This window comes from Variovorax sp. ZS18.2.2 (assembly GCF_024701975.1).
GTDB lineage: Bacteria > Pseudomonadota > Gammaproteobacteria > Burkholderiales > Burkholderiaceae_C > Variovorax.
On the sequence record NZ_JANLNM010000003.1, the window covers coordinates 532,228 to 557,521 of the forward strand.

Consider the following 25,294-nt stretch of genomic DNA (forward strand, 5'->3'; position numbering starts at 1 on the left):
TCAGGCGGCAGCGCCGCCGAAGAGCTCGGTCATGAACTGCGTCGACTTCAGGCCGGTGCCGGTCAGCAGCACGACCGTGGTTTCGCTGGCCTGGATGTCGCCCCGCTGCGCCAGCACATCGATGGCCGCGGCCGCCGTTGCGGACGTCGGCTCGGCATACAACCCGGTCGAGGCCAGCCGGCGCACGGCGGCTGCGATCTGCTCTTCGGTCAGCGCCACCGTCTTGCCATTCGTCTCGCGCAGCGCCTGAAGAATCTCCTGCAGCCGCACGGGCCGCTTGATGGCCGTGCCTTCGGCGATCGTCGGCTTCACGATGCGGTCGACCAGCGTGTCGACGCCTGCGACGAAGCTCGCATCCACAGGCGAGCAATTCAGCGGCTGCGCCACGAAGATCCGCGGCAGCTTCGCGATCTGCCCCGCCGCCAGCAACTCCTTGAAGCCGATCCAGCACCCGAGCACATTGCTGCCCGCGCCGGCTGGAATCACCACGTTGTCGGGTGCGACGAACCCCAGGTCTTCCCAGAGTTCATAGGCCAGCGTCTTCGTGCCCTGCAGGAAGAACGGATGCCAGTTGTGGCTCGCATAGAAGATCGATTCGGACTGGCGCATCGCTTCGTATTCGGACTCCTCGCGCGGCCCCGGCACGAGTTGCACCTCGGCGCCGAAAGCGCGAATCTGCGCGACCTTCGGCGCCGGCGTGTAGCTGGGCGCGAGCACCTTCACCTTGATGCCCGCCGCCGCGCCCGCGGCAGCAATGGCCGCGCCGCCATTGCCTGAGCTGTCTTCCAGCACCGCATGGATGCCCAGCTGCCGCAGGAACGAAATCATCACGGACGCACCACGGTCCTTGAAGCTGCAGGTTGGGTTGAACCACTCGAGCTTGAAGTAGGGCTCGAATGCGCCCCAGCGCTTCTGCACCAGCGGCGTACAGCCTTCGCCCATGCTCGCGGGCGTGTCGATCACCACCGGCAGCGCCGCGCGGTAGCGCCACACCGAGCGCTCGCGCCCATCGATGTCGTCGCGGGTGATGCCGGGCAGCGGCGTCACCATCATCGGATTGCCGTCGTCGGAGCGCCAACGGCGTTCCGAGAGGTCGTGGTACCGGCCGGTGCGGGGATCGATATAGCGTGCGGGTTCCTGGCGTGTCATGCGCGGTTCTCCTGGAGGATCTTTCTGGATTTGGATGATATATCCAAACATGGACTTTCCGTACAGTTTGGATTCTTCGTCCAGAACTGGATACATTCCCCGCCATGAAGAAGAAGTCCAACAAGCAGCTCCTGGAGATGCTGCGCAACATGGCCGAAGGCCTCGGCGAAACCTTTGCGCCCTTCTGCGAAGTCGTGGTGCACGACCTCAGCAATCCGAAGAACGCGATCTACGCGATCGAGAACAACCTGAGCGGGCGGCAGGTGGGTCAATCGGTCACCGAGCTCGGCCTCGCCCGCATCCGCGACCCCGAGTACCCGGCGGTGATTTCGAACTACGCCAACACCTTTTCCGACGGCCGCAAGGTCAAGAGCACCTCCATCGGCGTGAAGGACGAGAGCGGCGAGTACGTGGCCGCGCTGTGCCTGAACGTCGACCTCACGCTGTTCCAGAGCTTCCAGGGTGCGATCTCGCAGTTCACGCGCATCGACGAGCGGGAGGTGCACGAGAGCCTCGATACGGGCGCGGGCCATTCGGAGCGCATCCACGCGCGCATCGACGAATTCGCCGCGTCACGCGCTACCAGTTCGCGGTCGCTGAAACCGGCCGACCGCAAGCAGCTCGTGCAGGAGTTGAAGAAGGCCGGCTTCCTCGAGATCCGCCGCGGCGCCGAAATCGCAGCGGCGCACATGGGCGTCTCGCGCGCCACCGTCTACAGCGACGCGAAGTAATTAGCAGCGGGTCGGGGTCTATTGCGGCTGCAAGCCGACCTCGTGCGCCACCTTCTGCCAGCGCTCGGCCTCCGAGCGAAGGAACGCGCGCAGCTCGCCCGGCGTCGAGCCCTTCATCTGCACGCCCAGCACCGACATCCGCTCCTTCACCGAGGGATGCTCGAGCGCCGCGATGGCCTCGCGGCGCAGCTTCTCGATCACGTCGAGCGGCGTGGTGGCCGGCGCCACCATGGCCCACCACTGATCGATCTCCATGCCCTTGAGGTTGCTCTCCGCCAGCGCGGGCACGTTCTGCAGGCCGGCGATGGTCACGCGCTGCGTGCTCGTGACGAGCAACGGACGGATCCTGTTGCCGCCTGCAAGGCTGGAACCACTGGCCAGCGTCGCGAAGTGGCCAGCCACCGTGCCGGCCGCCACATCGGTCAGCGCCGGTGCAGAGCCCTTGTACGGCACCATGTTGAAACGGATGTTCGTGCGGCTCGCGAGCATTTCGGCCGCGAGATGGCTCACGGTGCCTGCGCCGCTGTGCGCGATGGCGGGCGGTGCCTGCTTGGCGGCGGCCGACTTGATGAAGGTCTTGAAGTCCTTGCTGTCGTCGTCCATGCCCGCGAAGAACACCAGCGGCGAGGTCCCGATCATGGTCACGGGCGTGAAGTCGCGCAGCAGGTCGTACGGGAGCTTCGCCGTCACCGCTGGCGCGATCGCATGCGGCAGCTCGACGATGGCGATGGTGTAGCCGTCGGGCGCGGCCTTGGCGGCCGCATCGGTGCCGATCATGCCGGCCGCGCCGGGGCGGTTGTCGACGATCACCGGGCTGCCTATGGTCTGGCTCATGCGCTGCGCCATGGCACGCGCGATGGCGTTGGTGCTGCCGCCTGCGGCCCAGGGCACGACGAGCTTGATCGGCCGGTCGGGGTAAGCGGCCCATGCAGGTCGCGCTGCAGCGAGCAGGGCTGTAGAGCCGGCGGCCAGAAAGGCCCGGCGATGCATCGTCGGCATGGGTGGCTCCTTGAGGGTTAGACGGCCGGGTCGGGCCAGCTCGGATCGCTCGATGCATTCGCGGTGAGCATCAGCACCACATGCGCATCGGCGGCGATGGCACCGGTCTCGCGCAACTGCCCCAGCGCGGCCAGGCCGCCGGCCGCGCACAGTTCGGCGCTCACGCCGGCAGCCGTAAGAAGCCGCCGCGCAGCACGCGCCTCGTCGTCGCTCACCACCACCGCCCCACCGCCGGTGGCGGCCGCTGCCTGCCACTGCAGGTAGGTCACGGTGGCGCCCGCCGTCGAGAACTGTGCGGTGTGGCCGGGGTAGCTGCCGTTGATCGCGCCGCCCGCGAACACGCGCGCCAGGCGCGGGAACGGCTCCACCAGCCAGAGCCGCGGCAGACGCGGAATGCGCCCTGCGGCCAGCAGGTCGCGAAAGCCCGCGTAGATGCCCCAGGCGAGATCGCCGCGCGCGGTGGGAATCACGATGTGGTCCGGCAGGCCGGCGTCGGCCACGCATTCGGTGGCGATGGTCTTGTAGCCCTCGATGGCCAGCGGTGCGCTGCCGAGTGCAGGCAGGCGGTAGTTGGTCAGCGCGAAATAGCCGGGGTATTGCGAGCGCTCGCGCACGAAGGCCCAGCGGCCGGCGTTGTCGGCGAACACATAGCGCCGCGCGCCCAGTGCATCGAGCTGCCGCGAATAGGTCGCCGGCATGCCTTCGTAGGTGGCCACCTCGCAGCGCAGGCCCGCCGCCCAAGCGTAGTGCGCCGCCGACACCGCCGCATTGCCCGACGAAGCGAGCACCAGCGTGTGGGCGCCGAAGTCCAGCGCCTGCGCCACGCCCACCGCCGTCATGCGGTCCTTGTGGGACCCGGTGGGGTTGCTCGATTCGTCCTTGAGGCCGAGCCGCGCGACGTCGAAATGCCGGGCCAGCTCCTGCATCTCCAGCATCGGCGTCTGACCCTCGCCGAGGGTGAAGCCCGGCGTGTAGGGCATGGGGATCGCATCGTGGCCTTCGGCTCGCTCTGTCGCGTCTCCCAGGTCGGGCAGGTAGCTCGCGCGCAATGCGACGTGAAAGCCCGCCTTCTTGCAGGCGGGGCAGCCGTCGTGCGTCAGCGTGACCGGGTAGAGCGCATCGCAGCGCAGGCACTGCAGGCCCCGCAAACGCGGATTGCGCACCGGCTTGAGCGTTCGGGCCAAGGCGCTGGACGCGGGGTGCGAAAGGCTCCCCGGATGATGGGCCGAGGGATCCGCGGGCAAGGCGGCGAACTTGAAGTCCAGAACTGGCGAGGGCGTCACGGGGTGGGCGGGTTGGAAGTTGTGCGCAAATCTTATGCATTCGGAAATAAAATTACGCACCTTCAGATACTCAATCGATAAATAAACTTATCGGTGGCCATCGATGCGATTCGCCGAAATCGAGACGTTCCGGGCCCTGATGCGCGGCAGCTCCACCCGCAAGGCGGCCGCCTTGCTGCATGTGACGCAGCCCGCGATCAGCCAGTCTCTCAAGCGGCTCGAAGCGCAGGCGGGCATGCTGCTGTTCCAGCGCGCGGGCGGGCGGCTGGTGCCCACGCCCGAAGCGCGCGCGCTGTGGATCGAGGTGGAACGCGTGTTCATCGGCATGGACGCCATCGAGCACCGCGTGCGGAGCCTCCGCGACTTCGGCCTGACCCAGCTGGAACTCAGTTGCTATCCCGCCTACGGCCTCGGCTTCATGCCGCGTGCCCTCGCGCGGCTGAAGGCGCACCGCGGCGCGAGCCCCTGGCCGCAGGTGTCGCTGCAGGTGCTGAGCTCCAAGGACGTGCGCGACCGGGTGGCGATGGGCATCTCCGACTTCGGGCTCATGGCCGACGAACTCTCGCTCGAAGGCATCGACCACTCGACCTTCGCGCGCTTTCCCGGCGTGGTGGTGATGCCCGAGGGCCATGCGCTCACGCGCTTCAAGATCATCGAGCCGGAACAATTGGCGGAGGCGCCCTTTCTCGCGCTCAACCCCGAAGACCCTTCGCACCAGCGCCTCGAAGCCGCGCTCGCGCCGTACGGCGTGGCGCTGCGCGTGCTGGTGCAGACCCCGTATGCGGCCAGCGTGTGCGAGATGGCGTTGCGCGGCCTGGGCGTAGGGCTGGTCAACCCGATCACCGCGCTCGACTACGCGGAGCGCGGGCTGGTGGTGCGCCGGCTGTCGATCGACGTGCACTTCACCTGCATCCTGGCCCTGCCGGCGGGCAAGGTGCTCTCGGCGACGGCGCGCGACTTTCTCTCGCTGATGCGCCTGCAGCTGGCCGAGGACGAGAAGCGCATGCAGCGCTATCTGCGTTAGGCAGGTCGACTCACTTCCAGGTGAACTCGTGGTTGAGCCCGACCACGAAGCCGGTCACGCCCCACCCGCCCACCGGCCGGGTACGCGAGGCACTGATGTCCACGCTGATCAGCGGCGTGAGACTGAAGCGGCCACCGATGCGCGAGGTCCAGGCACCCGAAGCGCGACTGCGCTCGGCGATCACGGACACGGCATCGTTGAGCGCCCATTCGGCAGCCAGGCCACCGCGCGGGGTACGCACGCCGGTGCCGAGCGCCCAGTCGGCGCCGAGATTCGCATGGACCTGCAGGCTGCCGGTCGGCCGCCAGGTCACCGGCACCACGAACTGCCCGCCCATGCGGCCGCCGCGCCGGAGATCGGACACGGTGCCCATCGACACAGCTGCGCTGAGCGGCGCATCTGCGGCTTGTCCGAGGAAGGTCCACTTGAGCTGCGGCCCGGCGGTGATCGAATGCACGCGCTGTACGTCCTGAACCGAGAGGCGGTCGATGTTCAGCCCCAACTCGACAGGCCCGACGCGGCACGACGGCCCGATGTGAAAGCCCGTGACCGGCTCGACACCGGTGCGGCCCCACCAGGTCTCGTACTGGCACTGGCCGGGATCGAGCGTGCCCGCGTCGTCGACATCGAAATGGCCCGCGGCCTGCGCGCCCGTGCTCGCCAGCGCGCAGGAAGCCATCCACAGCCAGCTGGGATGCCAGCCGCGGCTCGATCGTCGGATTGTTGTTCTTTGCCTGTTCTTCATCGCGCATCCCAAGGCCCTCGGACCATTCTAGGGAGGCGGAAAGTCGGCGCGGTGACGCGCCGCAGCAGGCTCAGATCTCGAACTGGGGCTGCAGCTCGCGGATGCGCTTGATGGCCACGCCGGCCGCGGCGGTGCGCGTCTCGACGCCCAGCTTCACATACACCCGCTCCAGGTGCTTCTTGGCCGTGGCCGGGCTGCTGCCGAGGATCTCGCCGATGTCCTTGTTCGTCTTGCCCTTGACCACCCAGTACAGCACCTCGGCCTCGCGCGCGGTGAGCTTCAGGCTCAGGCTCATCGCCTCGATCACGCCGGTGTCGGACACCTCGCGCATGATGATCATCCACTCGTCGCCGTCGTCATCGTGGCCGGTCTGCTGGTGCAGGCGCAGCGTGAGGCTGCTCGCGCCCTGGACGATGGAGAGCGCCGGCGGCTCGATGCCGCGCTGGCGCGCATCGGGCGTGTGGCGCAGCAGCCATTCGAGCACCGCCGGCGGCGTCTCGGGGGCGCGCGTTTCGCAATACCGGTGCAGCAGGTCGCGCGCGAGGGCCGTCTGCCAGATCAGCCGGCCCTCGGGCAGGCGCACGGTGATGCTCGCGTAGCCGAAGGCATCGAGCGCGTTGCGCGCCTGGCCGGCCTGCCGCGCGTCCTGCCGCGCGCGGCGCGCGCCCTGCAGGTGCACGTTCATGCGCGCCAGCACCTCCTTCGGCTTGATGGGCTTGGTCACGTAATCGACGCCGCCCGCTTCGAGCGCGGCCACGAGGTGCTCGGTTTCGGTGAGGCCGGTCATGAACACGATGGGAATGTGCGCGGTGGCCGCATCGGCCTTGAGCCGGCGCGCGACCTCGAAGCCGTCGATGCCCGGCATCATCGCGTCGAGCAGCACGATGTCGGGTCGGGCCTGCGCGGCGCGCTGCAGCGCCTGCTCGCCGCTGGTGGCAATGAGCACGGTGTAGCCCGATTCGTCGAGCGCGTCGTGCAGCACCGCGAGGTTGTCGGGCACGTCGTCCACGATGAGCACGAGGTCGGCGTTGACGCCCTCGTCGCGCAAGCTTCGTGCGAGGGGTGATGTTTCTGGAGGCGGGGTGGTTGTCATGGCGCACTCACTGCTTCGGCCAGCGCCCGGCTCATGGCCTCGAACTGGAACTGGCGCGCCAGCACGCGCTGCGCCTCGGTCCATGCCATGCACTCGGGCTGTTCGGTGTCGATGTCGTCGAGCTGGTTCATGATGCCGCGGAAGTAGCCGAGGCTCACCGCTTCGTCGAGTGCGCGCAGGCGCTCGCGCGACGGCGGTTGCATCGTCTTCGGTGCGGCCGGTGCAGGCAACACGGCGGCGGTGTCGGTCCACTTGAGGCCGAGCCGACGCTCGAGCCAGTCGAGCAACTCGGTGTGGCGCACGGGCTTCACGAAGAAGTCCTCGGGCGCGATGCCCACGTCGTTGTCCAGGCCCTTGTCGAAGGCGTTGGCCGAGACGATGGCCACGGCCTCATCGGTCAGGCCGAGCTTGCGTGCGCGGCGGATGGTTTCCCAGCCGTCGATGCCGGGCATCGCGAGGTCCACGAACATCGCATCGGGCCGGTAGCCGGCAGCGATCAGGTCCAGCGCATCGTGGCCGCTGGCGGCCGTGCGGAGCTCGAAGCCCAGCGGCGCGAGCACATGGTCGAGCAGGTCGCGGTCGGCCTCTTCGTTGTCGACCACCAGGAGGCGCCGGCGCGGGCCTTCGTAGCCACGGCGCGCACGCGCCACGGGCGCCGGCCTGTTCGCGCCCACCGCGGTGTCGTGCACTCGCGGCAGGAAGAGCCGCACGCAGAACAGCGACCCCACGCCCGGTGTGCTCTGCACCTTCATCTCGCCGCCCATCAGGTCGGTCAGCATCTTGGCGATGGTGAGGCCCAGGCCCGCACCCGGTGCCGACGAGGCGGCCGCATTGCCGCGCGCGAAGGGCTCGAAGATGCGGTCGATGTCCTCGGTCGTCATGCCAGGGCCCGTGTCCTCGATCTCGATGGCCGCGAACTCGCGCGCATACGCAAGCCGCAGCGTGACCTGCCCCGCCGCCGTGAACTTGATCGCGTTGCCCAGCAGGTTGATGAGGATCTGACCCACCCGCTTCTCGTCGGCGCGCACCACCTCGGGCAGGGCGCCTGCCGCCTCGAAGCGGAACTGCAGCCCCTTCTCGGCCGCCTGCAACTCGAACATGTCGGCCAGCTCGCGCATGGTGTCGGCAAAGCGCATCGGCCGCGCATGCAGCGTGAGCTTGCCGGCCTCGATGTGCGCGATGGCCAGCGTGCCTTCGATGAGCGAGAGCAGATGCTCGCCCCCGCGCTTGATGACCGCCACGGCCTGCTGGCGATGCGGCGGCACCGAGTGGTCTTCGCCCATCAGCTGCGCGTAGCCCAGGATGCTGTTGAGCGGCGTGCGCAGCTCGTGGCTGATGGCGCTGATGTAGCGGCTCTTGGCCTGGTTGGCCTGGTCGGCGGCGCGCTGGGCCTGCTCAGCCACCGCCCTCGCCTCTTCGGCGGTCTGCTTGGCGGCCTGCAGTGCGCGGTCGGTCTCGCGGTGCGATTCGATCTCGCGCACCAGTAAATGCGTCTGGCGGTTCGATTCTTCCTGCGCGACCTTGCGGCTCTGGTGCGCAAGCACCAGCCACCACGCGACGATGCCCGCGATGACCAAGAGCGCCATGTACGCCTTGAGAAACCCCGAGCGCAGCGCGGACTGCTGCACGCCCGCCCATGCCTCCGACACGCCGGCCTGCGACGCGAGCTCGACCGCGCTTTCGGCGAGCGCCCGCAGTTCCTGTTGATAGAGCACGCCGAACACCACGGCCAGCAGCGGCACGATGATCAACATCAGCAGCAGGAAGTGCCCGAGCCCGGTGTCCAGGTAGCGCCAGCTGCGCCGCGGCAGCAGCCAGCGCAATGCGCCGGACCATTGCGACGACAGGCTCGCATGCGGCTTGCACAGGTCGCCGCAGCGCGCATCGAGCGTGCAGCACAGCGAGCAGATCGCGCCCTGGTACGCCGGGCAATGCGCCATGTCCGGCGCTTCGTATTCGCGCTCGCAGATCACGCAGTGCTGCACCTTCAGGCGTTGGTAGCTGCCGCTTTCGTCCGATTCGACCTTCGCCCAGCGCACCGCACGCCCGCCCGCCGCCGGCGTGAAGGGCACGGCACCGGTCGCATCGGAAGCCCGCGCCAGGTAGTACTTGCCGCCGGTCGCCCACGCCAGCAGCGGCGAGGCGATGAGTGCGGTGCCCAGTGCAATCAGCGCCGAGAACGCCTGCGCCAGCGGCCCGAACACGCCCAGGTGCGCGGTGATCGACAGCACCGAGGCCAGCGCCATCGCGCCCACGCCCACCGGGTTGATGTCCCACAGGTGCGCGCGCTTGAACTCGATGCCCGGCGGCGAGAGCCCCAGCGGCTTGTTGATGACCAGATCGGCCACCACCGACATCATCCAGGCGATGGCGATATTGGCGAACAGCCCGAGCACATCGCCCAGCGCCTCGAACACATTCATCTCCATCAGCATGAAGGCGATGAGCGCGTTGAACACCACCCACACCACCCGCCCCGGATGGCTGTGCGCCACGCGCGAGAAGAAGTTGCTCCACGCCAGCGAGCCCGCATAGGCGTTGGTCACGTTGATCTTGAGCTGCGAGATCACCACGAACAGCGCCGTCGCGGCCACCGCCCAGCCGTAGTTCGGAAACACGTACTCGTAGGCCGCGAGGTACATCTGGTTCGGATCGACCGCGCGCTCCACCGGCACCATGTGCGTGATGGCCAGGTAGGCCAGCAACGCCCCGCCCAGCATCTTGAGCACGCCCAGCACCACCCAGCCGGGGCCGCCGGCCAACACGCCCGCCCACCATCGCCCGCGGGTGGTGGCGGTGCGCGCAGGCATGAACCGAAGGTAGTCGGCCTGCTCCCCCATCTGGGTGATCAATGCGATGCCGACCGTCAGGGCAGCGCCAAACAGGTGCAGATCGAAACCCTTGGTGCTGGTCTTGACCCCGTTGTAGTGCACGATGCCCGCGAACGCACCAGGATCGCGCACGAGCACGAACACAAAGGGCACCACCAGCATCAGCAGCCAGAGCGGCTGCGTCCAAAGCTGCAGCCGGCTAATGGCCGACACCCCGTGCGTGACCAGCGGAATGACCACCAGCGCGCACACCAGATAGCCCCAGACCGGCGGGATGCCCAGCGCCAGTTCCAGCGCATAGGCCATCACGGCCGCCTCGAGCGCGAAGAAGATGAAGGTGAAGCTCGCGTAGATCAGCGAGGTGAGCGTCGAGCCGATGTAGCCGAAGCCAGCGCCTCGGGTAAGCAGGTCCATGTCGATGCCGTAGCGCGCCGCATACACGCTGATCGGCAGCCCCGCCAGGAAGATGATGAGCCCGGTGACCAGGATCGCCCAGAAGGCATTGGCAAAGCCGTACTGCACCAGCAGCGTGGCGCCCACCGCCTCGAGGATCAGGAACGATGCGGCTCCGAAGGCCGTGTTGGCCACCCGCCATTCGGACCACTTGCGAAAGCGCTGCGGCGTGTAGCGCAGCGCGTAGTCTTCGAGCGTTTCGCTCGCGACCCAGCTGTTGTAGTCGCGCCGGACCTTGACGATGCGCTGCGGGGCGTCGTCGGGAGTCGTGGTCGTGGCGTCGGAATTCACACCGTTTCGGTGCATCTTTCGTGCCATCCGTACGACTTTTGGCGAACAGGGCACGACTGTTGCAAAGAAGAAGGCTTGCCCATAATGGCCGACTCCTCCCCCAGCCACCCGATGCCGCTCCCATGGAACTGACCCCGCGCGAAAAAGACAAGCTGCTGATCTTCACCGCGGCGTTGCTGGCCGAACGCCGCAAGGCCCGCGGCCTGAAGCTCAACTACCCCGAAGCCATCGCCCTCATCTCCGCCGCCGTGATGGAAGGCGCCCGCGACGGCAAGAGCGTCGCAGAACTCATGAGCGAGGGCCGCTCGGTGCTCACCCGCGCCGACGTGATGGACGGCATCGCCGAGATGATTCCGGACATCCAGGTCGAAGCCACCTTTCCGGACGGCACCAAGCTGGTCACCGTCCATCAGCCCATCGTCTGACCCGATCCAAAGAAGAACCGTCATGCGCCAAACCACTTCCAAGACCCTCGCCCTGCTCGCCCTCCTCCTGCCGCTCGCGGCCAGCGCCCACACAGGCGTCGACGGCGGCCTGCACCACGGCTTCACCACCAGCTTCCTGCATCCGCTGACCGGGGCCGACCACCTCGCGGCCATGGTGGCGGTCGGCTTCTGGAGCGCACTGGCCGCGCGCCGCGCCTGGCCCGACCTGCTCTGGGCGCCGCTGGCCTTCGCCGGCATGCTGCTCGTGGGTGCGTTGATGGGCCTCGCCGGCGTTCAACTGCCGGCCGTCGAACCGATGATCGCGGCCTCGCTGCTGGTGCTGGGCTTGCTGGTGGTCACGCGCATTCACCTGCCAGCGGTTGTCGCCATGGCCGTGGTCGGCGTGTTCGCCATCTTCCACGGCGTGGCCCACGGCCACGAACTCGCGGGCGAAGAAGGCGCTGCGCTCACTCTGGCCGGCATGGTCAGCGCGACCGTGCTGCTGCACCTCGCGGGCATCGCGTTCGGCTGGGCCTTGCGCCACGCCAACGCCTGGCTGCCCCGCGTGGCCGGCGCCGCCGTGGTGGTGCTGGGCGCAACGCTGCTGGCACAGGCCGTCTGATCGCCATGACCCCCGGCGAACTCCTCACCGACGACGGCGAGCACACGCTCAACCCCGGCCGCCGCACCCTCACGCTGGTGGTGCAGAACACCGCCGACCGGCCAATCCAGGTCGGCTCGCACTATCACTTCGCCGAGACCAATGGCGCCCTCGGCTTCGACCGCGAAGCCGCGCGCGGCATGCGGCTGAACATTGCCTCGGGCGCCGCGGTGCGCTTCGAGCCGGGGCAACAGCGCACGGTCGAGCTGGTCGATTACTCGGGCGATCGCATCGTCTACGGCTTTCGCGGCCTGGTTCAAGGGAAGCTTTAAAACATGGCCACCATCGGGCGACGCGCCTATGCAGAAATCTTCGGCCCCACCGTGGGCGACCGGGTCCGCCTTGCAGACACCGAACTGCTGATCGAAGTCGAGGCCGACTACACGCTGCGTGCCGGCGGCTACGGCGAAGAAGTGAAGTTCGGCGGCGGCAAGACCATCCGCGACGGCATGGCGCAATCGCAGCGCACCCGCGCGCAAGGCGCCGTCGACACCGTGCTCACCAACGCGCTCATCGTCGATCACTGGGGCATCGTGAAAGCCGACATCGGCCTGAAGGACGGCCGCATCGCCGCCATCGGCAAGGCCGGCAACCCCGACGTGCAGCCGGGCGTGGACATCGTCATCGGCCCCGGCACCGAGATCATCAGCTGCGAGGGCAACATCGTCACCGCGGGCGGCATCGACAGCCACATCCACTTCATCTGCCCGCAGCAGATCGAGGAGTCGCTGTCTTCCGGCGTGACCACCATGCTCGGCGGCGGCACCGGCCCCGCCACCGGCACGTTTGCGACCACCGCCACGCCCGGCCCCTGGCACATCGAGCGCATGCTGCAGGCGGCCGATGCATTCCCGATGAACCTGGGCTTCCTCGGCAAGGGCAACGCGAGCCTACCGGATGCGCTGCACGAGCAGATCGAAGCCGGTGTGATGGGCCTCAAGCTGCACGAAGACTGGGGCACCACGCCCTCGGCGATCAGCAATTGCCTGGACGTGGCCGACGCCACCGACACGCAGGTGGCGATCCACAGCGACACGCTCAACGAATCGGGCTTCGTCGAGAACACCATCGCGGCCGTGGGCGGGCGCTCGATCTGCGCCTTCCACACCGAGGGTGCGGGCGGCGGCCATGCACCGGACATCCTGCGCGTGGTGGGCGAGGCGAACTTCTTGCCCTCTTCCACCAACCCCACGATGCCCTACACCGTGAACACGCTCGACGAACACGTCGACATGCTCATGGTGTGCCATCACCTCGATGCCGGCATCGCCGAAGACCTGGCCTTTGCCGAATCGCGCATCCGCAAGGAAACCATCGCCGCCGAGGACGTGCTGCACGACCTGGGCGCGATCAGCATGTTCAGCTCCGACAGCCAGGCCATGGGCCGCGTCGGCGAAGTGATCATCCGCACCTGGCAGACCGCGCACAAGATGAAGGTGCAACGCGGAACGCTGCCCGAAGACAGCGAGCGCAACGACAACTTCCGAGCGAAGCGCTATGTCGCCAAGTACACGATCAACCCGGCGATCGCGCACGGCATCGCGCACGAGGTCGGCTCGCTTGAGGTCGGCAAGTGGGCCGACATCGTGATCTGGAAGCCTGCCTTCTTCGGCGTGAAGCCCTTCACCATCCTGAAGGGCGGCACGATCGCGATGGCGGCAATGGGCGATCCGAACGCATCGATTCCGACGCCGCAACCGGTGCACTTCCGGCCGATGTTCGGCGCGTACGGCGGCTCGCTCGCGAAGAGCTCGCTCACCTTCGTCTCGCAGGCCGGGCTGGCCTCGGGCATCAAGGAGCGCTACGGTCTGGCCAAGAACCTCAGCGCGGTGAAGAACATCCGCAACGTGCGCAAGAGCGACCTGATCCACAACGGCTACGCGCCGAAGATGGAGATCGATGCACAGACCTATGCGGTGCGCGCCGACGGGCACCTGCTGACCTGCGAGCCGGCGAAGCTGCTGCCGATGGCGCAGCGGTATTTCCTCTTCTGAAGCCAGGGCATTCGCCTGCTTGACAGGCTGCGTATCCTCGAAGGTATTCATCCAGCCAACGGGCGCCTCCGGGCGCTCCTTTTTCGCAACATGCTCACCGCCAACAAACTCATGCCGCAGGGCCGGGGCCTCGCGCCCGTGCTGCTCAAGCGCGCCGCCACCATCGAACTCGACTGGGACATCCGCCAGAAAAGCCGCTTCGACGCCACCGACTCGCAAGGCCGGCAGCTCGGCATCTTCCTGCCGCGTGGCACCGCGGTGCGTGGCGGCGATGTGCTGGTGGCCGAAGACGGCTCGTTGATCCGCGTCATCGCAGCGCCGCAGCCGGTGCTGCGCATCACGCATTGCACGGCCCACGGCACGCCCTTCGACCTGACGCGCGCGGCCTACCACCTGGGCAACCGGCATGTGCCGATCGAGCTCAAGCCCGACCACCTGAAGATCGAGCCCGACCACGTGCTGGCCGACATGCTGCGCTCGATGCACCTGATCGTTGTTGCCGTGGAAGAAGCCTTCGAACCCGAGGGCGGCGCCTACGGTTCGCACGAGCATTCGCATGGCGGCAGCCATGACCATGCGCACGACCACGGCCATTCGCACGGCGGCAGCAAAGGCCCGAAGCCGCTCGTGCTCGCGCCGGAGCTGCTCGATGACCATGCCGACCATCCGCACGGTCACGACCACAGCCACCACGGCCACTCCCACTGACATGCCCGACCCGGCCAGCGCCCACAGCCTGCTGCAGCTCATCTGGCTCGCCTCCCCGGCCCTGCCCGTCGGCGGCTTCTCGTACTCCGAAGGCATCGAGGCGGCGGTGGAATGGGCTGGCATCGATTCAGAAGCCAAGGCCACCGAGTGGATCGCCGACCAGCTGCACCTGAGCTTCGCGCGCGGCGACCTCGCACTGGTCGCACAGGCCATCCCCGCCTGGCGTGCGGAAGACGCAGCGCGCATCCGCCAACTCAACGCGTGGGTCATGACCACCCGCGAATCGGCCGAGTTCTTCCTGCAGACCGAGCAGATGGGCCGCTCCTTCGTCGAATGGCTCAAGCTGCACCACGCGGACACGGCCGAGGTCTTCAAGGACCTGCCCGCGAGCTACCCCGTGGCCTTTGCCTTCGCGCTCAGCCGCACCGGCGCCACGGTGCACGACGGCTGCCTCGCCTTCGCCTTCGGCTGGGCCGAGAACATGGTGGCGGCCGCCGTCAAGGCCGTGCCCCTCGGCCAGAGCGCGGGCCAGCGCATCCTCGCGCGGCTCGCGAACGAAATCCCCGCGGCCGTCGACCGTGCGATGAACCTGGGCGACGACGAGCGCCAGGCCTTCGCGCCCCTGCTGGCCGTGCTGTCGGCCCGCCATGAAACACAATATTCCCGCCTCTTTCGAAGCTGACCGAACCGGACAACGCCCATGACCTCCGCCCTGCACCACATCCCCCACCGCACCAAGAGACTGCCCCCGCTGCGCGTGGGCATCGGCGGCCCCGTCGGCTCGGGCAAGACCACGCTGCTGGAGATGCTCTGCAAGGCGATGCGCGACAAGTACGACCTCGTCGCCATCACCAACGACATCTACACCAAGGAAGACCAGCGTCTTCTCACCGTGGCCGGCGCGCTGCCCGCTGAACGCATCATGGGCGTGGAAACGGGCGGCTGCCCGCACACCGCGATCCGCGAAGACGCATCGATCAACCTCGAAGCCATCGACCGCATGCTCGAAGACTTTCCGGATGCCGACATCGTGTTCGTCGAATCGGGCGGCGACAACCTGGCTGCCACCTTCAGCCCCGAGCTGTCGGACCTGACGATCTACGTCATCGACGTGGCCGCCGGCGAGAAGATTCCGCGCAAGGGCGGCCCCGGCATCACCAAGAGCGACCTGTTCGTCATCAACAAGATCGACCTCGCGCCGTACGTGGGCGCCAGCCTGGAAGTGATGGAACAGGACACCCAGCGCATGCGCCGCCAGCGGCCCTACGTGATGACCAACCTCAAGACCCACACGGGCGTCGACGAGGTGGTGGCGTTCATCGAACAGCGCGGCATGCTCACGGCCGACTGAAGAGCGCCAGCCAGTTGCGCATCGGCGTGCAGGACAACACCCCCGCCGCCTTCCACCCCGCACGATGAGGCGGCGGCTGACAAGCGGTCAGCCTCTTTTCCGGCCTCCTGCCGCATGTGCTCGCGCGGCACCCATGATTGAATTTGGTTTCCCGAATTTTTCATGGAGAAGAGGATGGAGCCGAACACTCCCGAGCTTCTGGGCATCGGCGTCCCCGGGCTGAACAATGTGCTCGGCGGCGGCCTGGAGCCCAACCGCCTGTACCTCGTGGAGGGCACACCGGGCGCGGGCAAGACCACCATCGCGCTGCAGTTCCTGCTCGAAGGCGCGCGCCGGGGCGAGTCGGTGCTGTACGTCACGCTCTCCGAAACCGAGACCGAACTGCGCGGCGTGGCCGCCTCCCACGGCTGGGACCTCTCGCGCATCCATGTGCGCGAAATGCTCCCCGCGCAGGACGCCCTGCAGCCCGAAGAGCAATACACGATGTTCCATCCGTCCGAGGTCGAACTCAGCGAAACCACGCTGCGCATCCTCGGCGACGTGGAGACGCTCAAGCCCTCGCGCATCGTCTTCGATTCGCTGTCGGAGTTGCGGCTCCTGTCGGGCACGTCGCTGCGCTATCGCCGGCAGATCCTCGCGCTCAAGCAGTTCTTCGCGGGCCGGCAATGCACGGTGCTGCTGCTCGACGACATGACCGCCACCGAACACGACCTGCAGGTGCAGAGCATCGCCCACGCGGTGCTGCGCCTGGAACAGGTGCACTCCGACTACGGCTCGGCACGGCGCCGGCTGCTGGTGGTCAAGTACCGCGGGCAGGCATTCCGCGGCGGCTACCACGACTACCGCATCAATCGCGGCGGCCTCCTGGTCTTTCCGCGGCTGGTGGCCGCCGAGCACGTCAACGACACCGCCCAGATCAAGCTCCCCAGCGGCATCGCGGCGCTCGACGCACTGCTGGGCGGCGGACTCGAGAAGGGCACGAGCACGCTTTTCGTGGGCGCGCCGGGCACGGGCAAGTCGTCGGTGGCGGTGCAGTTCGCCATTGCCGCGGCCGAGCGCAACGAGCGCGCGGCGCTCTTCATCTTCGACGAGAGCGTCAACACGCTGCGCTCGCGCTGCAAGGGCCTGGGCATGAATCTCGATCCCTACCTGCAGTCGGGCCACATCCGCATCAAGCAGGTGGACCCCGCCGAGCTCTCGCCCGGCGAGCTGGTGCACGAGATACGGCTTGCAGTGACCGAACAGGCGGCGACGGTGATCGTCATCGACAGCCTGAACGGCTACCTCAACGCGATGCCCGACGAGCGCTTCCTGATCGTGCAGCTGCACGAGCTGCTTACCTACCTCGGGCAGTCGGGCGTGGCCACGCTGCTGGTGGGCGCGCAGCACGGCCTGATCGGGATGCAGATGCAGACGCCGGTCGATGCCAGCTACCTCGCCGACGCCGTGGTGCTGCTGCGCTACTTCGAGGCCGATGGCGAGGTCCGGCAGGCGATCTCGGTGCTCAAGAAACGGGGCGGCGCGCACGAGCGCACGATTCGCGCCTTCTCGATGGACCGCAATGGGTTGAAGGTCGGCGAGCCCCTGCGCCACTTCAGGGGCATCCTGACGGGGGTGCCGGTGCCCGTGGACGGCGTTTCGGCGATGCCACCGTGACGGCGGCGGCCACCTCCACCGACAACCCGCAGCTGCGCGTTCTGCTGCGAACGACAACATCGAAGGATGCCGTCATGGCGACGGCCGTGCTCGCGCGCTCGGGCATCGAAACGCAGGTGTGCCCCACGCTCCCCGAGCTGATGCGCGAGATCGGAAACGGCGCGGGTGCGCTGCTGGTGTCCGAGGAAATGCTGTCGGGCAGCGGCGCGGCCGATCTCGCGGACGCGGTCTCGGCGCAGCCGCCGTGGTCCGACCTGCCGGTGCTGATCCTCGCGCGCCAGGGCGCCGACTCGCGCGCCATCACCACCGCCATGGAAGGCATGGCCAACGTGACGGTGCTGGAGCGGCCGATCCGCGTGGCCTCGCTGGTGAGTGCGCTGCGCAGCGCATTGCGCGCCCGGCGGCGGCAGTACGAGCTGCGCAAGATCCTCGAAGACCTCGGCGAAGCCGACAAGCGCAAGACCGAATTCCTGGCCACCCTGGCGCACGAGCTTCGCAACCCGATGGCGCCGCTGAGCACCGCGCTGGCGATCCTCACGCGCAAGACGCTGACGCCGGAGACGGCACAGCCCTACTACCAGCTCATGGGGCGCCAGGTGGAGCACATGGTGCGGCTGGTGAACGACCTGATGGAGGTCTCGCGCATCACGCGCGGAAAAATCGAACTGCAGCTGGGCGAGCTCGCGCTCAACGAAGTGATCCGCGGCGCCGTGGAACTGAGCCGGCCGCTGGTGGATGCCGGCAGGCACACGCTCGAAGTGCACCTGCCAGAAGCATCCAAGGCCGTCGAGGGCGACGGCGTGCGCCTCACGCAGGTGTTCTCGAACCTGCTGAACAACGCGGCCAAGTACACGCCCGAGGGTGGCCGTATCGACGTCTTCGTCGCGCACGACGACGACCATGCGGTGGTGCGCATCAAGGACAGCGGCGCGGGCATCCCCGCGGACATGCTCGGTGCGATCTTCGAGATGTTCGTGCAGGTGAGCGGCACGGCGCGGGCCGCGCAGGGCGGGCTGGGCATCGGCCTCACGCTGGTGAAGAGCCTGGTGGAACTGCACGGCGGCCAGATCAGTGCAAAAAGCGATGGCCCCAACCAGGGCAGCGAGTTCACGGTGCGGCTCCCGCTGCTGGACCACGGCGTCCAGGCGGGTGCGCTCAAGCGCAGTTCGCAGGAAGCCATCGCCGCGCGGCACCGCATCCTCGTGGTCGACGACAACCGCGATGCGGCGGAATCGCTGGCCACGCTGCTGGAGCTGTTGGGCGCGCAAACAGCCGTGGCGTTCAGCGGCCCCGATGCGCTGCAAAAGGCCGAGGGCTTTCGCCCCACGCTCGGCATCCTGGACATCGGCATGCCGGGCATGGACGGCTGCGAACTCGCGCGCCGGCTTCGCGTCCATGCAATGCACCACGGCATGGGGCTGATCGCGCTCACCGGCTGGGGGCAGCCCGACGACCGGGTGCGCATTGCGCGGGCCGGCTTCGATCACCATCTGCTGAAGCCGGTCGATATGGAAGAACTCTCGGCTGCGTTGCTGAAGCTGGCGCAGCGAGGGATCGCCTGAACTGAATGGGTGGTGAGCGGCCTTGCTCTTCTTCAGAGCTCGCTGCCGTCCCGCAGCTGCCGCGCCTTGTAGACCAGGCGCACGGTCGCACGGCGCGGGTCGCTGACCTGTTGCACATAGACATCGGCATCGTTGCTCGTCCACGCCGCATAGGCGCTGCCCGGATCGCGCGACGCGAGTTCGTTGCCGAACACGCCGCGTCCCCATTGCACGAGCTGGCCGAATGCGGAGGCGCCGTTGTCGGGCACGGCCTGCGCAGTGGCCACGTATTCGACGCGCCGCAATTCCGATGCCGCGAAGAAGAAGGTCGGCTCGAACATCAACCCCGCCATTTCGACGGGCGCCGCACGCCAGCTTCCAAGCAAACCGCCGGTCAGCCGTTGCGGACGCTGCACGCGCTCGGCGGCAGGCAATGCAGCGTGCAATTCATCGGCCGACATGCCGAGCCGCACGCCCGGCGGCAAGGCCTGCGCGTGCAGCGCACCGGTAACGAGAAAAATCGCGCTCGCAGCGAGTACACGAAGAAAAGACGAGGAGGCAGTGATTCGCACGTTCGGTATCGGAAGGAAAAGCGGCGGCACCGTGGGACCGCGAGTATGACGCGGAGTTCCACAGCGCGGCAGCCCGGCCTTTCAAGCCCCGGCGACGGCCCCGTGCAGCGGCAGCCGAAGCGTCAGGCCCAGCGCGCCGTCGGCATGCGGTGCCGAATAGATGCGACCGCCGTGACTGCTGGCAATGCGCTCGCACACCCGTGCGCTGGCCTGCGAAGCGGCATCGAGTGCATCGAAGAATCTTGCGAGCGGCGGTCGCACATCGTCTGCATCGAGATCGCGCCAATGGACGACGGCGTGCCCGCATTCCACGCGCGCGGAAACCTGCAGCGTCGCACCGGCAGACATCACGCGCGCCGCATGCGCTGCGACCTTGGCCAGCAGTTCGCACAGCTCTGCCTTGATGGCGAAGACGTGAACGGCTTCGGACGGAAGCTGGATATCGAAGCGGATGTCCGCAGCATCCGGTGTTGCACCGATCAGCGGCCGCAGGTCCTGCACGCTGCTCGCCAGCATCTTCTGCCGCGCGTCGCTTCTCGCCTGCTCCGCCACGTCGCGAGCCCTTGTGCCCGCCCGTATGTTCGCGATCAGCAGCGAACCCATCATCGCGACCACACCGGCCAGGCCGAGCAGAATGCCCGTCGCAATGACGAGCCCGAGGTTGCCTGAGTACATGGGTGCAACCTCTCTTCAACGCGGCCCAGGCGCACGGTATTCCAGCGCACCCGAGGTACCGCGCTCGCAGCTGCCCGACAGCGCATCCGCGCGCGGCCCCGGCAACGCAGGCCGCGCACCTTCAGGCTGGCCTTCGCACAGATCCCACGGCGCCATGGGCGGCCCGCGATGCTCGAAGGACATCGGAAAGGGCGGCGGCCCGCCGCGAAACATCGGCGGCGGCCTGGGTGGCATGGGCAGCATGGGTGGAGGCAGCACGATGCAACCCGACAGGCCGGCAGCAGCCAGCACGCCCGCGAGGTGATGGATTCGTCGCGTCATTTTTGAACCAGCTCAGAGCGTTGACTGGCCGACCGCGTGCGACAGGGCGAGCGCCCCGTCGCACCGGCCGGGCGCGTCGTCAGAACGCGTGACGAATGCCGAAGTCATAGCCCGTCGACGAACGCGGCAGGCCCGTGTAGCCCACGCCGCTGCTGCCGAAGCCCGTGGTGGCCGCGGCCGCCAGGCTGCCGGTGTAGGCCGCGTCGTTGCGGTTGTTCACGCGCGCGACGGTGGCATACAGCGCGGTGCGCTTGGAGAGGTTGTGCACATAGCCGATCGCGAACTTGTTGACGCGCGGGTCTTCGCCGGTGATGCCGACGGCGCCTTCGTTGTAGCGCACCGTGGAGTACGACGCGCGGATCAGGCCCGCGCCCACCGGCATGCTCGCGCCGATCAAGTAGCCGTTGTAGCTGTCGTGGCTGCTGCCGACGGCCAGGTCGAACTTGTTCTGCACGTTCGAGAGCTCGCCGAACAGCTTGACCGGGCCGAAGTCGTACGACGCGCCGAGGTTGATGGTCTGCACCTTGCGCGTGAGCGTGGTGGTGTCGACCGCGACGTTCTGGCCCACCGCCAATGCGATGTCGAGCGGCCCGTTCGCGTAGCCGAAACGGCCACCGACGTAGCGACCCGCGCTGCTGCTGATCTCGGCGGTCGTGTCCGTGGCGCTGGTCTTGGTGTTCTCGTTCAGGCTGTACTGGACCTGCCCGTAAAAGCCACCGAGGTTGGGCGGCAGGAAGTAGCCGACCATGTTGCTTGCACGCGTGTAGTTCGAGTTGGCAAGACCCGCGCTGCTGCTCACCGAGTAGATCGCGCTGGAGCCCGAACCGTTCGTTCCGAACGGATCGAACACCGTGTCGTTCCAGAAGGTGGCCGTGTAGTCGCGGCCCAGCCGCACTTCACCGAAGCCACCGGAGAGGCTGACGGTGGAGCGACGGTTGAAGTTGGCGATGCCGGTGGCGCCGTCGTCGTTGCTGATCGGTGCTTCGAGCCAGAAGCTGGCAGCAAGTCCGCCGCCCAGGTCTTCGGTACCGCGAAAGCCGATGCGGCTCGAGTTGTAGCCGGAGTTGGCAAGACTCCATTGGCTCTGCTTGCTGCTCGCACCCGTGACCGGGTCACGCGACGTGGCGCTCTGGTAGCTCACGCCGGCATCGATGACGCCGAACAAGGTAACGGTCGATTGGGCAGAGGCCAGGCCGGTGACGGCCAGCGCGGCGAGTGCCGTGAGGGATTTCTTCATTCAGGTTTCTCCGGGTTTTCAGCTGCTCTACATCGAGCGGCTGAACGGATGGTCTCGTTCAAATTTGGAGGAATCTGGTGGACGCCGCGTGCTTTGCATGCGGTGTTGTTTTTGAGCGCACGCGTTGTCTTCAAGCAGTCGACAGCATCGACGCCACGACGGGCGCGCGGTCTGCGCTGCGGCGCTGCGAACCCCTCTGTGCCGCCGAGGAGCGCAGCGTTTCGCGGATCAGGGCTCGCAGCTGTCTGAGCGCAGCGAGTTCTGCGAGACCCCGCGAAACGCGAGCACCGCAGGGGAGCCGCGAAGCGGCCGGCACAGCGGGGTTCGCAGCGCCGCAGCGCAGACCGCGCGCCTCTTCACACAGCACGTACTAAAAGTCTCCCAAAAGCCGCGCAATGCTTCGCCATTCCGAAGGAGTCCACATGACCATTGTTTTGCAAAGCACCGTCGCCGCATCGCTGGGCATACAGCAGCTGTCCAACGCATTCACCCCGGCCTTTTCGCACCTGCGCATTCTTCGCAACCTCATCATCCCGATGCCTTCGGGATGCGCGGTTCCCACGGCGCGCATCGACGCCGTCATCGTGTGCGAGACCGGTGTCTATCTGTTCGAGATCAAGGCGTGGCGCAACGCCTTCGTCTATCGGAAGAAGTCCGACGAGGCTCCGCCGCGCTGGTTCCTGCGACTCAACGGCTGCACACGCGCACGCGAAGTGAAAGACCCCGCATGGCAAGGCGGCCGCAAGACGACGCAGCTGCGCAGCCTGCTGCCCGATGACCTGCGCCTGCAGTACTTCGTGCTCCTGCCCTGCGAAGGCGTCGAGCTCGAAGGCGTCATGCCCGCCGCCGTCATCACGCAGCAAGACCTTCCCTACATCGCGCGGCTCGTGCGCAACAACGGGCGCACTGCGCGCACCTACCCGCTGCTCGATGCCCATGCCGTCGAACGCACCGTGCAGCGCCTGCTCGACATCCAGGGCGACCTGTCCATGGAAACGCATCTGCAGAACTGCCGCGAAAGAAGCGAGCAGCAAATCTCCATGCGATGGCCCGTCATGAACGCGATGGGTTTGCAGTAACAGCCTGTACCAAACGCGCTGGGGAGCGTCCCATATTTCTCCGACATTGGCAGAGACCATGCGGCGATGCATCTCCCCAAGTCCCTCGCGGCCATCGCTGCACTGCTCCTCTCGATGGCCGCTGTTCCCGCATGGGCCGCCGCCCCGTTCACCGTTCGCGACATCCGGCTCGAAGGCCTCCAGCGCGTCGAGCCCGGCACCATCTTCTCCACTCTCGGCATCAAGGCCGGCGACAACTACAGCGACGAGCGCGGCAGCGCAGCCATCCGCGCGCTGTTCGAGCTCGGCTTGTTCAAGGACGTGCGCATCGACGTCGACGGCAACGTGCTCGTGGTCATCGTGGAAGAGCGCCCCACCGTCGCCGATGTCGACTTCGCCGGCACCAAGGAATTCGAGAAGTCCGCGCTCCAGAAGGCCTTGCGCGAAATCGGCCTCGCCGAAGGCCGCCCCTACGACAAAGCGCTCGCCGACCGCGCCGAGCAGGAGCTCAAGCGCCAGTACGTGAGCCGCAGCCTCTACAACGCCGAGGTCGTGACCACCGTCACGCCGCTGGAGCGCAACCGCGTCAACCTCACGTTCACCGTCGTCGAAGGCGAGTCCGCGCGCATCAAGAGCGTGCGCGTGATCGGCAACAAGGCCTTCAGCGAGAGCACGCTGCTCGACCTGTTCGACCAGGACAGCGGCGGCTGGCTCGACTGGTACACCAAGTCGAACCAGTATTCGCGCAGCAAGCTCGCCGCCGACCAGGAAACGCTGCGCTCCTACTACCTCACGCGCGGCTACCTGGAGTTCCGCATCGACTCCACGCAGGTCGCCATCTCGCCGGACCGGCAATCACTCGACCTCACGCTCAACATCACCGAGGGCGAGAAGTTCGCGGTGGCCGGCGTCAGGCTCGAGGGCAACTACCTCGGCCGCGAGGACGAGTTCAAGACCCTCGTGACGGTGCGCCCCGGCGCGCCCTACAACGGCGAGGACGTGGCCGCCACCACCAAGGCCTTCACCGACTACTTCGGCACCTTCGGCTATGCGTTCGCGCGCGTGAAGGCCGAGCCCGACATCGATCGCACCCACAACCGCGTCACGATGGTGCTGAAGGCCGAACCCGCGCGGCGCGTGTATGTGCGGCGCCTCAACATCGGCGGCAACGCACGCACGCGCGACGAGGTGATCCGACGCGAGTTCCGGCAGTTCGAAGGCGCCTGGTACGACGGCGACAAGATCAAGCTCTCGCGCGACCGCGTCGACCGGCTGGGCTACTTCACCGAAGTGAACATCGAGACCGCCGAAGTGCCGGGCAGCAACGACCAGGTCGACCTCACGGTCAACGTGGCGGAGAAGCCCACCGGCTCGCTGCAGCTGGGCGCGGGCTACTCGTCGACCGACAAGATCTCGCTCACCTTCGGCATCACGCAGGAGAACGTGTTCGGCACGGGCAACTACCTCGGGCTGCAGGTCAACACCAGTTCGTACAACCGCTCGATCTCGCTCACCGCCACCGATCCGTACTTCACGAAGGACGGCATCTCGCGCACGATCAACGTCTTCCACACCACCACGCGGCCCTACTACGAGGCCGACGGCAACTACAAGCTCGCGAGCGACGGCGGCTCGGTGCGCTTCGGGCTGCCGGTGGGCGAGCTGGACACGGTGTTCCTCGGCATCGGCGTGGAGCGCTATTCGTTCACGCCCGGCAGCAACGGCGCGTACACGCTGGTCGACGGCTCCTACGTCTACACCGGCACGCCGCAGGCCTACCTCGACTACTTCAAGTGCACGGGCACCGCGCCGAGCGTGGTGTGCACCGGCAGCAACGTGGTGGGCATTCCCGCGACGGTGGGGTGGTCCCGCGACGACCGCGACAGCGCGCTGGTGCCGACCACCGGCCGGCTGCAGCGCGCGAACCTCGAGGTGGGCGTGGGCAGCGCGCTGCGCTACCTGAAGACCGACTACCAGTACCAGCAGTACTTCGCGCTCTCCAAGCAGTACACGCTGGCCATCAACGGCCAGCTCGGCTATGCGAAGGCACTGAGCGGCAGCACCTTTCCGATCTTCAAGAACTTCTATGCGGGCGGGCTCGGCTCGATCCGCGGCTTCGAGCAGAACTCGCTCGGGCCGGTCGATGCGGTCACGGGCGGTTCGCTCGGCGGCACGCGCAAGGCGATCTTCAACATGGAGTTCAGCACGCCCTTTCCGGGCGCGGGCAACGACCGGTCGCTCAGGCTCTACACCTTCTTCGATGCGGGCAACGTGTTTGCCGAACGCACAGCCGGCATGACCGATGCGCAGTGGAAGGCGCAGAACCGCATCCGCGCCTCGGCGGGCCTGGGCATCAGCTGGATCTCGCCGCTGGGCCCGCTGCGGCTGGCGTACGCGGTGCCGCTCGCCTACCAGAAGGTGGACACCGCCAACGGCATCGCGGCAGACCGAACGCAGCGCTTCCAGTTCCAGATCGGCACCTCCTTCTGAAGCAGG

The 25,294-nt window shown here is 67.5% G+C and carries 23 protein-coding genes; 13 read left to right on the forward strand and 10 right to left on the reverse strand.

Annotation, left to right across the window (positions count from 1 at the left end; all coding sequences use genetic code 11):
- On the reverse strand, positions 1–1,149 hold the full coding sequence (locus tag NU688_RS16370) for a threonine synthase (protein ID WP_257861756.1): 1,149 nt from the start codon (positions 1,147–1,149) through the stop codon (positions 1–3).
- Positions 1,150–1,253: 104 nt separating this feature from the next.
- Here NU688_RS16370 and NU688_RS16375 point away from each other — a divergent pair, with 104 nt between their 5' ends.
- A complete protein-coding gene (locus tag NU688_RS16375) occupies positions 1,254–1,880 on the forward strand; it encodes a transcriptional regulator (protein WP_257861757.1) in 627 nt (208 codons plus the stop codon).
- A gap of 18 nt (positions 1,881–1,898) precedes the next feature.
- Here NU688_RS16375 and NU688_RS16380 read toward each other — a convergent pair whose 3' ends face one another.
- Positions 1,899–2,879: a tripartite tricarboxylate transporter substrate-binding protein gene (locus NU688_RS16380; protein WP_257861758.1), complete on the reverse strand. Its 981-nt coding sequence runs from the start codon at positions 2,877–2,879 to the stop codon at positions 1,899–1,901.
- Positions 2,880–2,896: 17 nt separating this feature from the next.
- Positions 2,897–4,162: a pyridoxal-phosphate dependent enzyme gene (locus NU688_RS16385; protein ID WP_257861759.1), complete on the reverse strand. Its 1,266-nt coding sequence runs from the start codon at positions 4,160–4,162 to the stop codon at positions 2,897–2,899.
- 103 nt (positions 4,163–4,265) lie between these two features.
- On the opposite strand from NU688_RS16385, the gene NU688_RS16390 reads away from it, so the two are divergent.
- Positions 4,266–5,186, forward strand: coding sequence for a LysR substrate-binding domain-containing protein (locus NU688_RS16390; protein WP_257861760.1), 921 nt, complete (start codon positions 4,266–4,268; stop codon positions 5,184–5,186).
- 10 nt (positions 5,187–5,196) lie between these two features.
- Here NU688_RS16390 and NU688_RS16395 read toward each other — a convergent pair whose 3' ends face one another.
- The 3 genes from NU688_RS16395 to NU688_RS16405 all read right to left on the reverse strand — a co-directional run bounded on the left by NU688_RS16395 (position 5,197) and on the right by NU688_RS16405 (position 10,614).
- Positions 5,197–5,865 carry a hypothetical protein gene (locus NU688_RS16395; protein WP_257861761.1) on the reverse strand — a complete coding sequence of 223 codons (669 nt, stop codon included), beginning with the start codon at positions 5,863–5,865 and terminating at the stop codon, positions 5,197–5,199.
- Positions 5,866–6,001: 136 nt separating this feature from the next.
- Positions 6,002–7,024 carry a response regulator transcription factor gene (locus NU688_RS16400; RefSeq protein WP_257861763.1) on the reverse strand — a complete coding sequence of 341 codons (1,023 nt, stop codon included), beginning with the start codon at positions 7,022–7,024 and terminating at the stop codon, positions 6,002–6,004.
- A complete protein-coding gene (locus tag NU688_RS16405) occupies positions 7,021–10,614 on the reverse strand; it encodes an ATP-binding protein (protein WP_257861764.1) in 3,594 nt (1,197 codons plus the stop codon). Before NU688_RS16405 ends, NU688_RS16400 begins: the two co-directional genes overlap by 4 nt.
- A gap of 107 nt (positions 10,615–10,721) precedes the next feature.
- Between NU688_RS16405 and NU688_RS16410 the strand changes: the two genes are divergently transcribed.
- From NU688_RS16410 to NU688_RS16450, 9 genes are all read left to right on the forward strand, one after another.
- Positions 10,722–11,024: an urease subunit gamma gene (locus NU688_RS16410; RefSeq protein ID WP_057591402.1), complete on the forward strand. Its 303-nt coding sequence runs from the start codon at positions 10,722–10,724 to the stop codon at positions 11,022–11,024.
- A 22-nt stretch (positions 11,025–11,046) separates the two neighbouring features.
- Positions 11,047–11,646 carry a HupE/UreJ family protein gene (locus tag NU688_RS16415; RefSeq protein WP_257861768.1) on the forward strand — a complete coding sequence of 200 codons (600 nt, stop codon included), beginning with the start codon at positions 11,047–11,049 and terminating at the stop codon, positions 11,644–11,646.
- 5 nt (positions 11,647–11,651) lie between these two features.
- Complete coding sequence (locus tag NU688_RS16420) at positions 11,652–11,957, forward strand: urease subunit beta (RefSeq protein ID WP_257861769.1); 306 nt, start codon at positions 11,652–11,654, stop codon at positions 11,955–11,957.
- A 3-nt stretch (positions 11,958–11,960) separates the two neighbouring features.
- Positions 11,961–13,679 (forward strand): urease subunit alpha, encoded by a 1,719-nt coding sequence (ureC, locus tag NU688_RS16425; protein WP_257861770.1) that lies wholly within the window; start codon positions 11,961–11,963, stop codon positions 13,677–13,679.
- Between the two features lie 90 nt (positions 13,680–13,769).
- Positions 13,770–14,387: an urease accessory protein UreE gene (gene ureE / locus NU688_RS16430; RefSeq protein WP_257861771.1), complete on the forward strand. Its 618-nt coding sequence runs from the start codon at positions 13,770–13,772 to the stop codon at positions 14,385–14,387.
- Between the two features lies 1 nt (position 14,388).
- A complete protein-coding gene (locus tag NU688_RS16435) occupies positions 14,389–15,069 on the forward strand; it encodes an urease accessory protein UreF (RefSeq protein ID WP_257861878.1) in 681 nt (226 codons plus the stop codon).
- A gap of 18 nt (positions 15,070–15,087) precedes the next feature.
- Entirely contained in the window at positions 15,088–15,738 is a 651-nt protein-coding gene (ureG, locus tag NU688_RS16440) for an urease accessory protein UreG (RefSeq protein WP_257861773.1), read from the forward strand.
- A gap of 174 nt (positions 15,739–15,912) precedes the next feature.
- Entirely contained in the window at positions 15,913–17,394 is a 1,482-nt protein-coding gene (locus tag NU688_RS16445) for an ATPase domain-containing protein (RefSeq protein ID WP_257861774.1), read from the forward strand.
- A complete protein-coding gene (locus NU688_RS16450; RefSeq protein ID WP_257861775.1) occupies positions 17,391–18,956 on the forward strand; it encodes an ATP-binding protein in 1,566 nt (521 codons plus the stop codon). The genes NU688_RS16445 and NU688_RS16450 overlap by 4 nt, the downstream gene beginning before the upstream one ends.
- A gap of 32 nt (positions 18,957–18,988) precedes the next feature.
- On the opposite strand, the gene NU688_RS16455 is transcribed toward NU688_RS16450, so the two are convergent.
- The 4 genes from NU688_RS16455 to NU688_RS16470 all read right to left on the reverse strand — a co-directional run bounded on the left by NU688_RS16455 (position 18,989) and on the right by NU688_RS16470 (position 21,740).
- On the reverse strand, positions 18,989–19,507 hold the full coding sequence (locus tag NU688_RS16455) for a hypothetical protein (protein ID WP_257861777.1): 519 nt from the start codon (positions 19,505–19,507) through the stop codon (positions 18,989–18,991).
- Positions 19,508–19,588: 81 nt separating this feature from the next.
- The gene (locus tag NU688_RS16460) at positions 19,589–20,182 is read right to left on the reverse strand and encodes an ATP-binding protein (RefSeq protein ID WP_257861779.1); all 594 of its coding nucleotides are present in this window, start codon (positions 20,180–20,182) and stop codon (positions 19,589–19,591) included.
- A 15-nt stretch (positions 20,183–20,197) separates the two neighbouring features.
- Positions 20,198–20,503, reverse strand: a complete 306-nt coding sequence (locus NU688_RS16465) for a hypothetical protein (RefSeq protein WP_257861780.1) — start codon at positions 20,501–20,503, stop codon at positions 20,198–20,200.
- Between the two features lie 79 nt (positions 20,504–20,582).
- On the reverse strand, positions 20,583–21,740 hold the full coding sequence (locus NU688_RS16470; protein ID WP_257861781.1) for a porin: 1,158 nt from the start codon (positions 21,738–21,740) through the stop codon (positions 20,583–20,585).
- Positions 21,741–22,162: 422 nt separating this feature from the next.
- Between NU688_RS16470 and NU688_RS16475 the strand changes: the two genes are divergently transcribed.
- Both NU688_RS16475 and bamA read left to right on the forward strand, forming a co-directional pair.
- Positions 22,163–22,819 carry a nuclease-related domain-containing protein gene (locus tag NU688_RS16475; protein WP_257861783.1) on the forward strand — a complete coding sequence of 219 codons (657 nt, stop codon included), beginning with the start codon at positions 22,163–22,165 and terminating at the stop codon, positions 22,817–22,819.
- A gap of 66 nt (positions 22,820–22,885) precedes the next feature.
- A complete protein-coding gene (gene bamA / locus NU688_RS16480) occupies positions 22,886–25,288 on the forward strand; it encodes an outer membrane protein assembly factor BamA (RefSeq protein WP_257861784.1) in 2,403 nt (800 codons plus the stop codon).
- Positions 25,289–25,294: the final 6 nt, after the last annotated feature.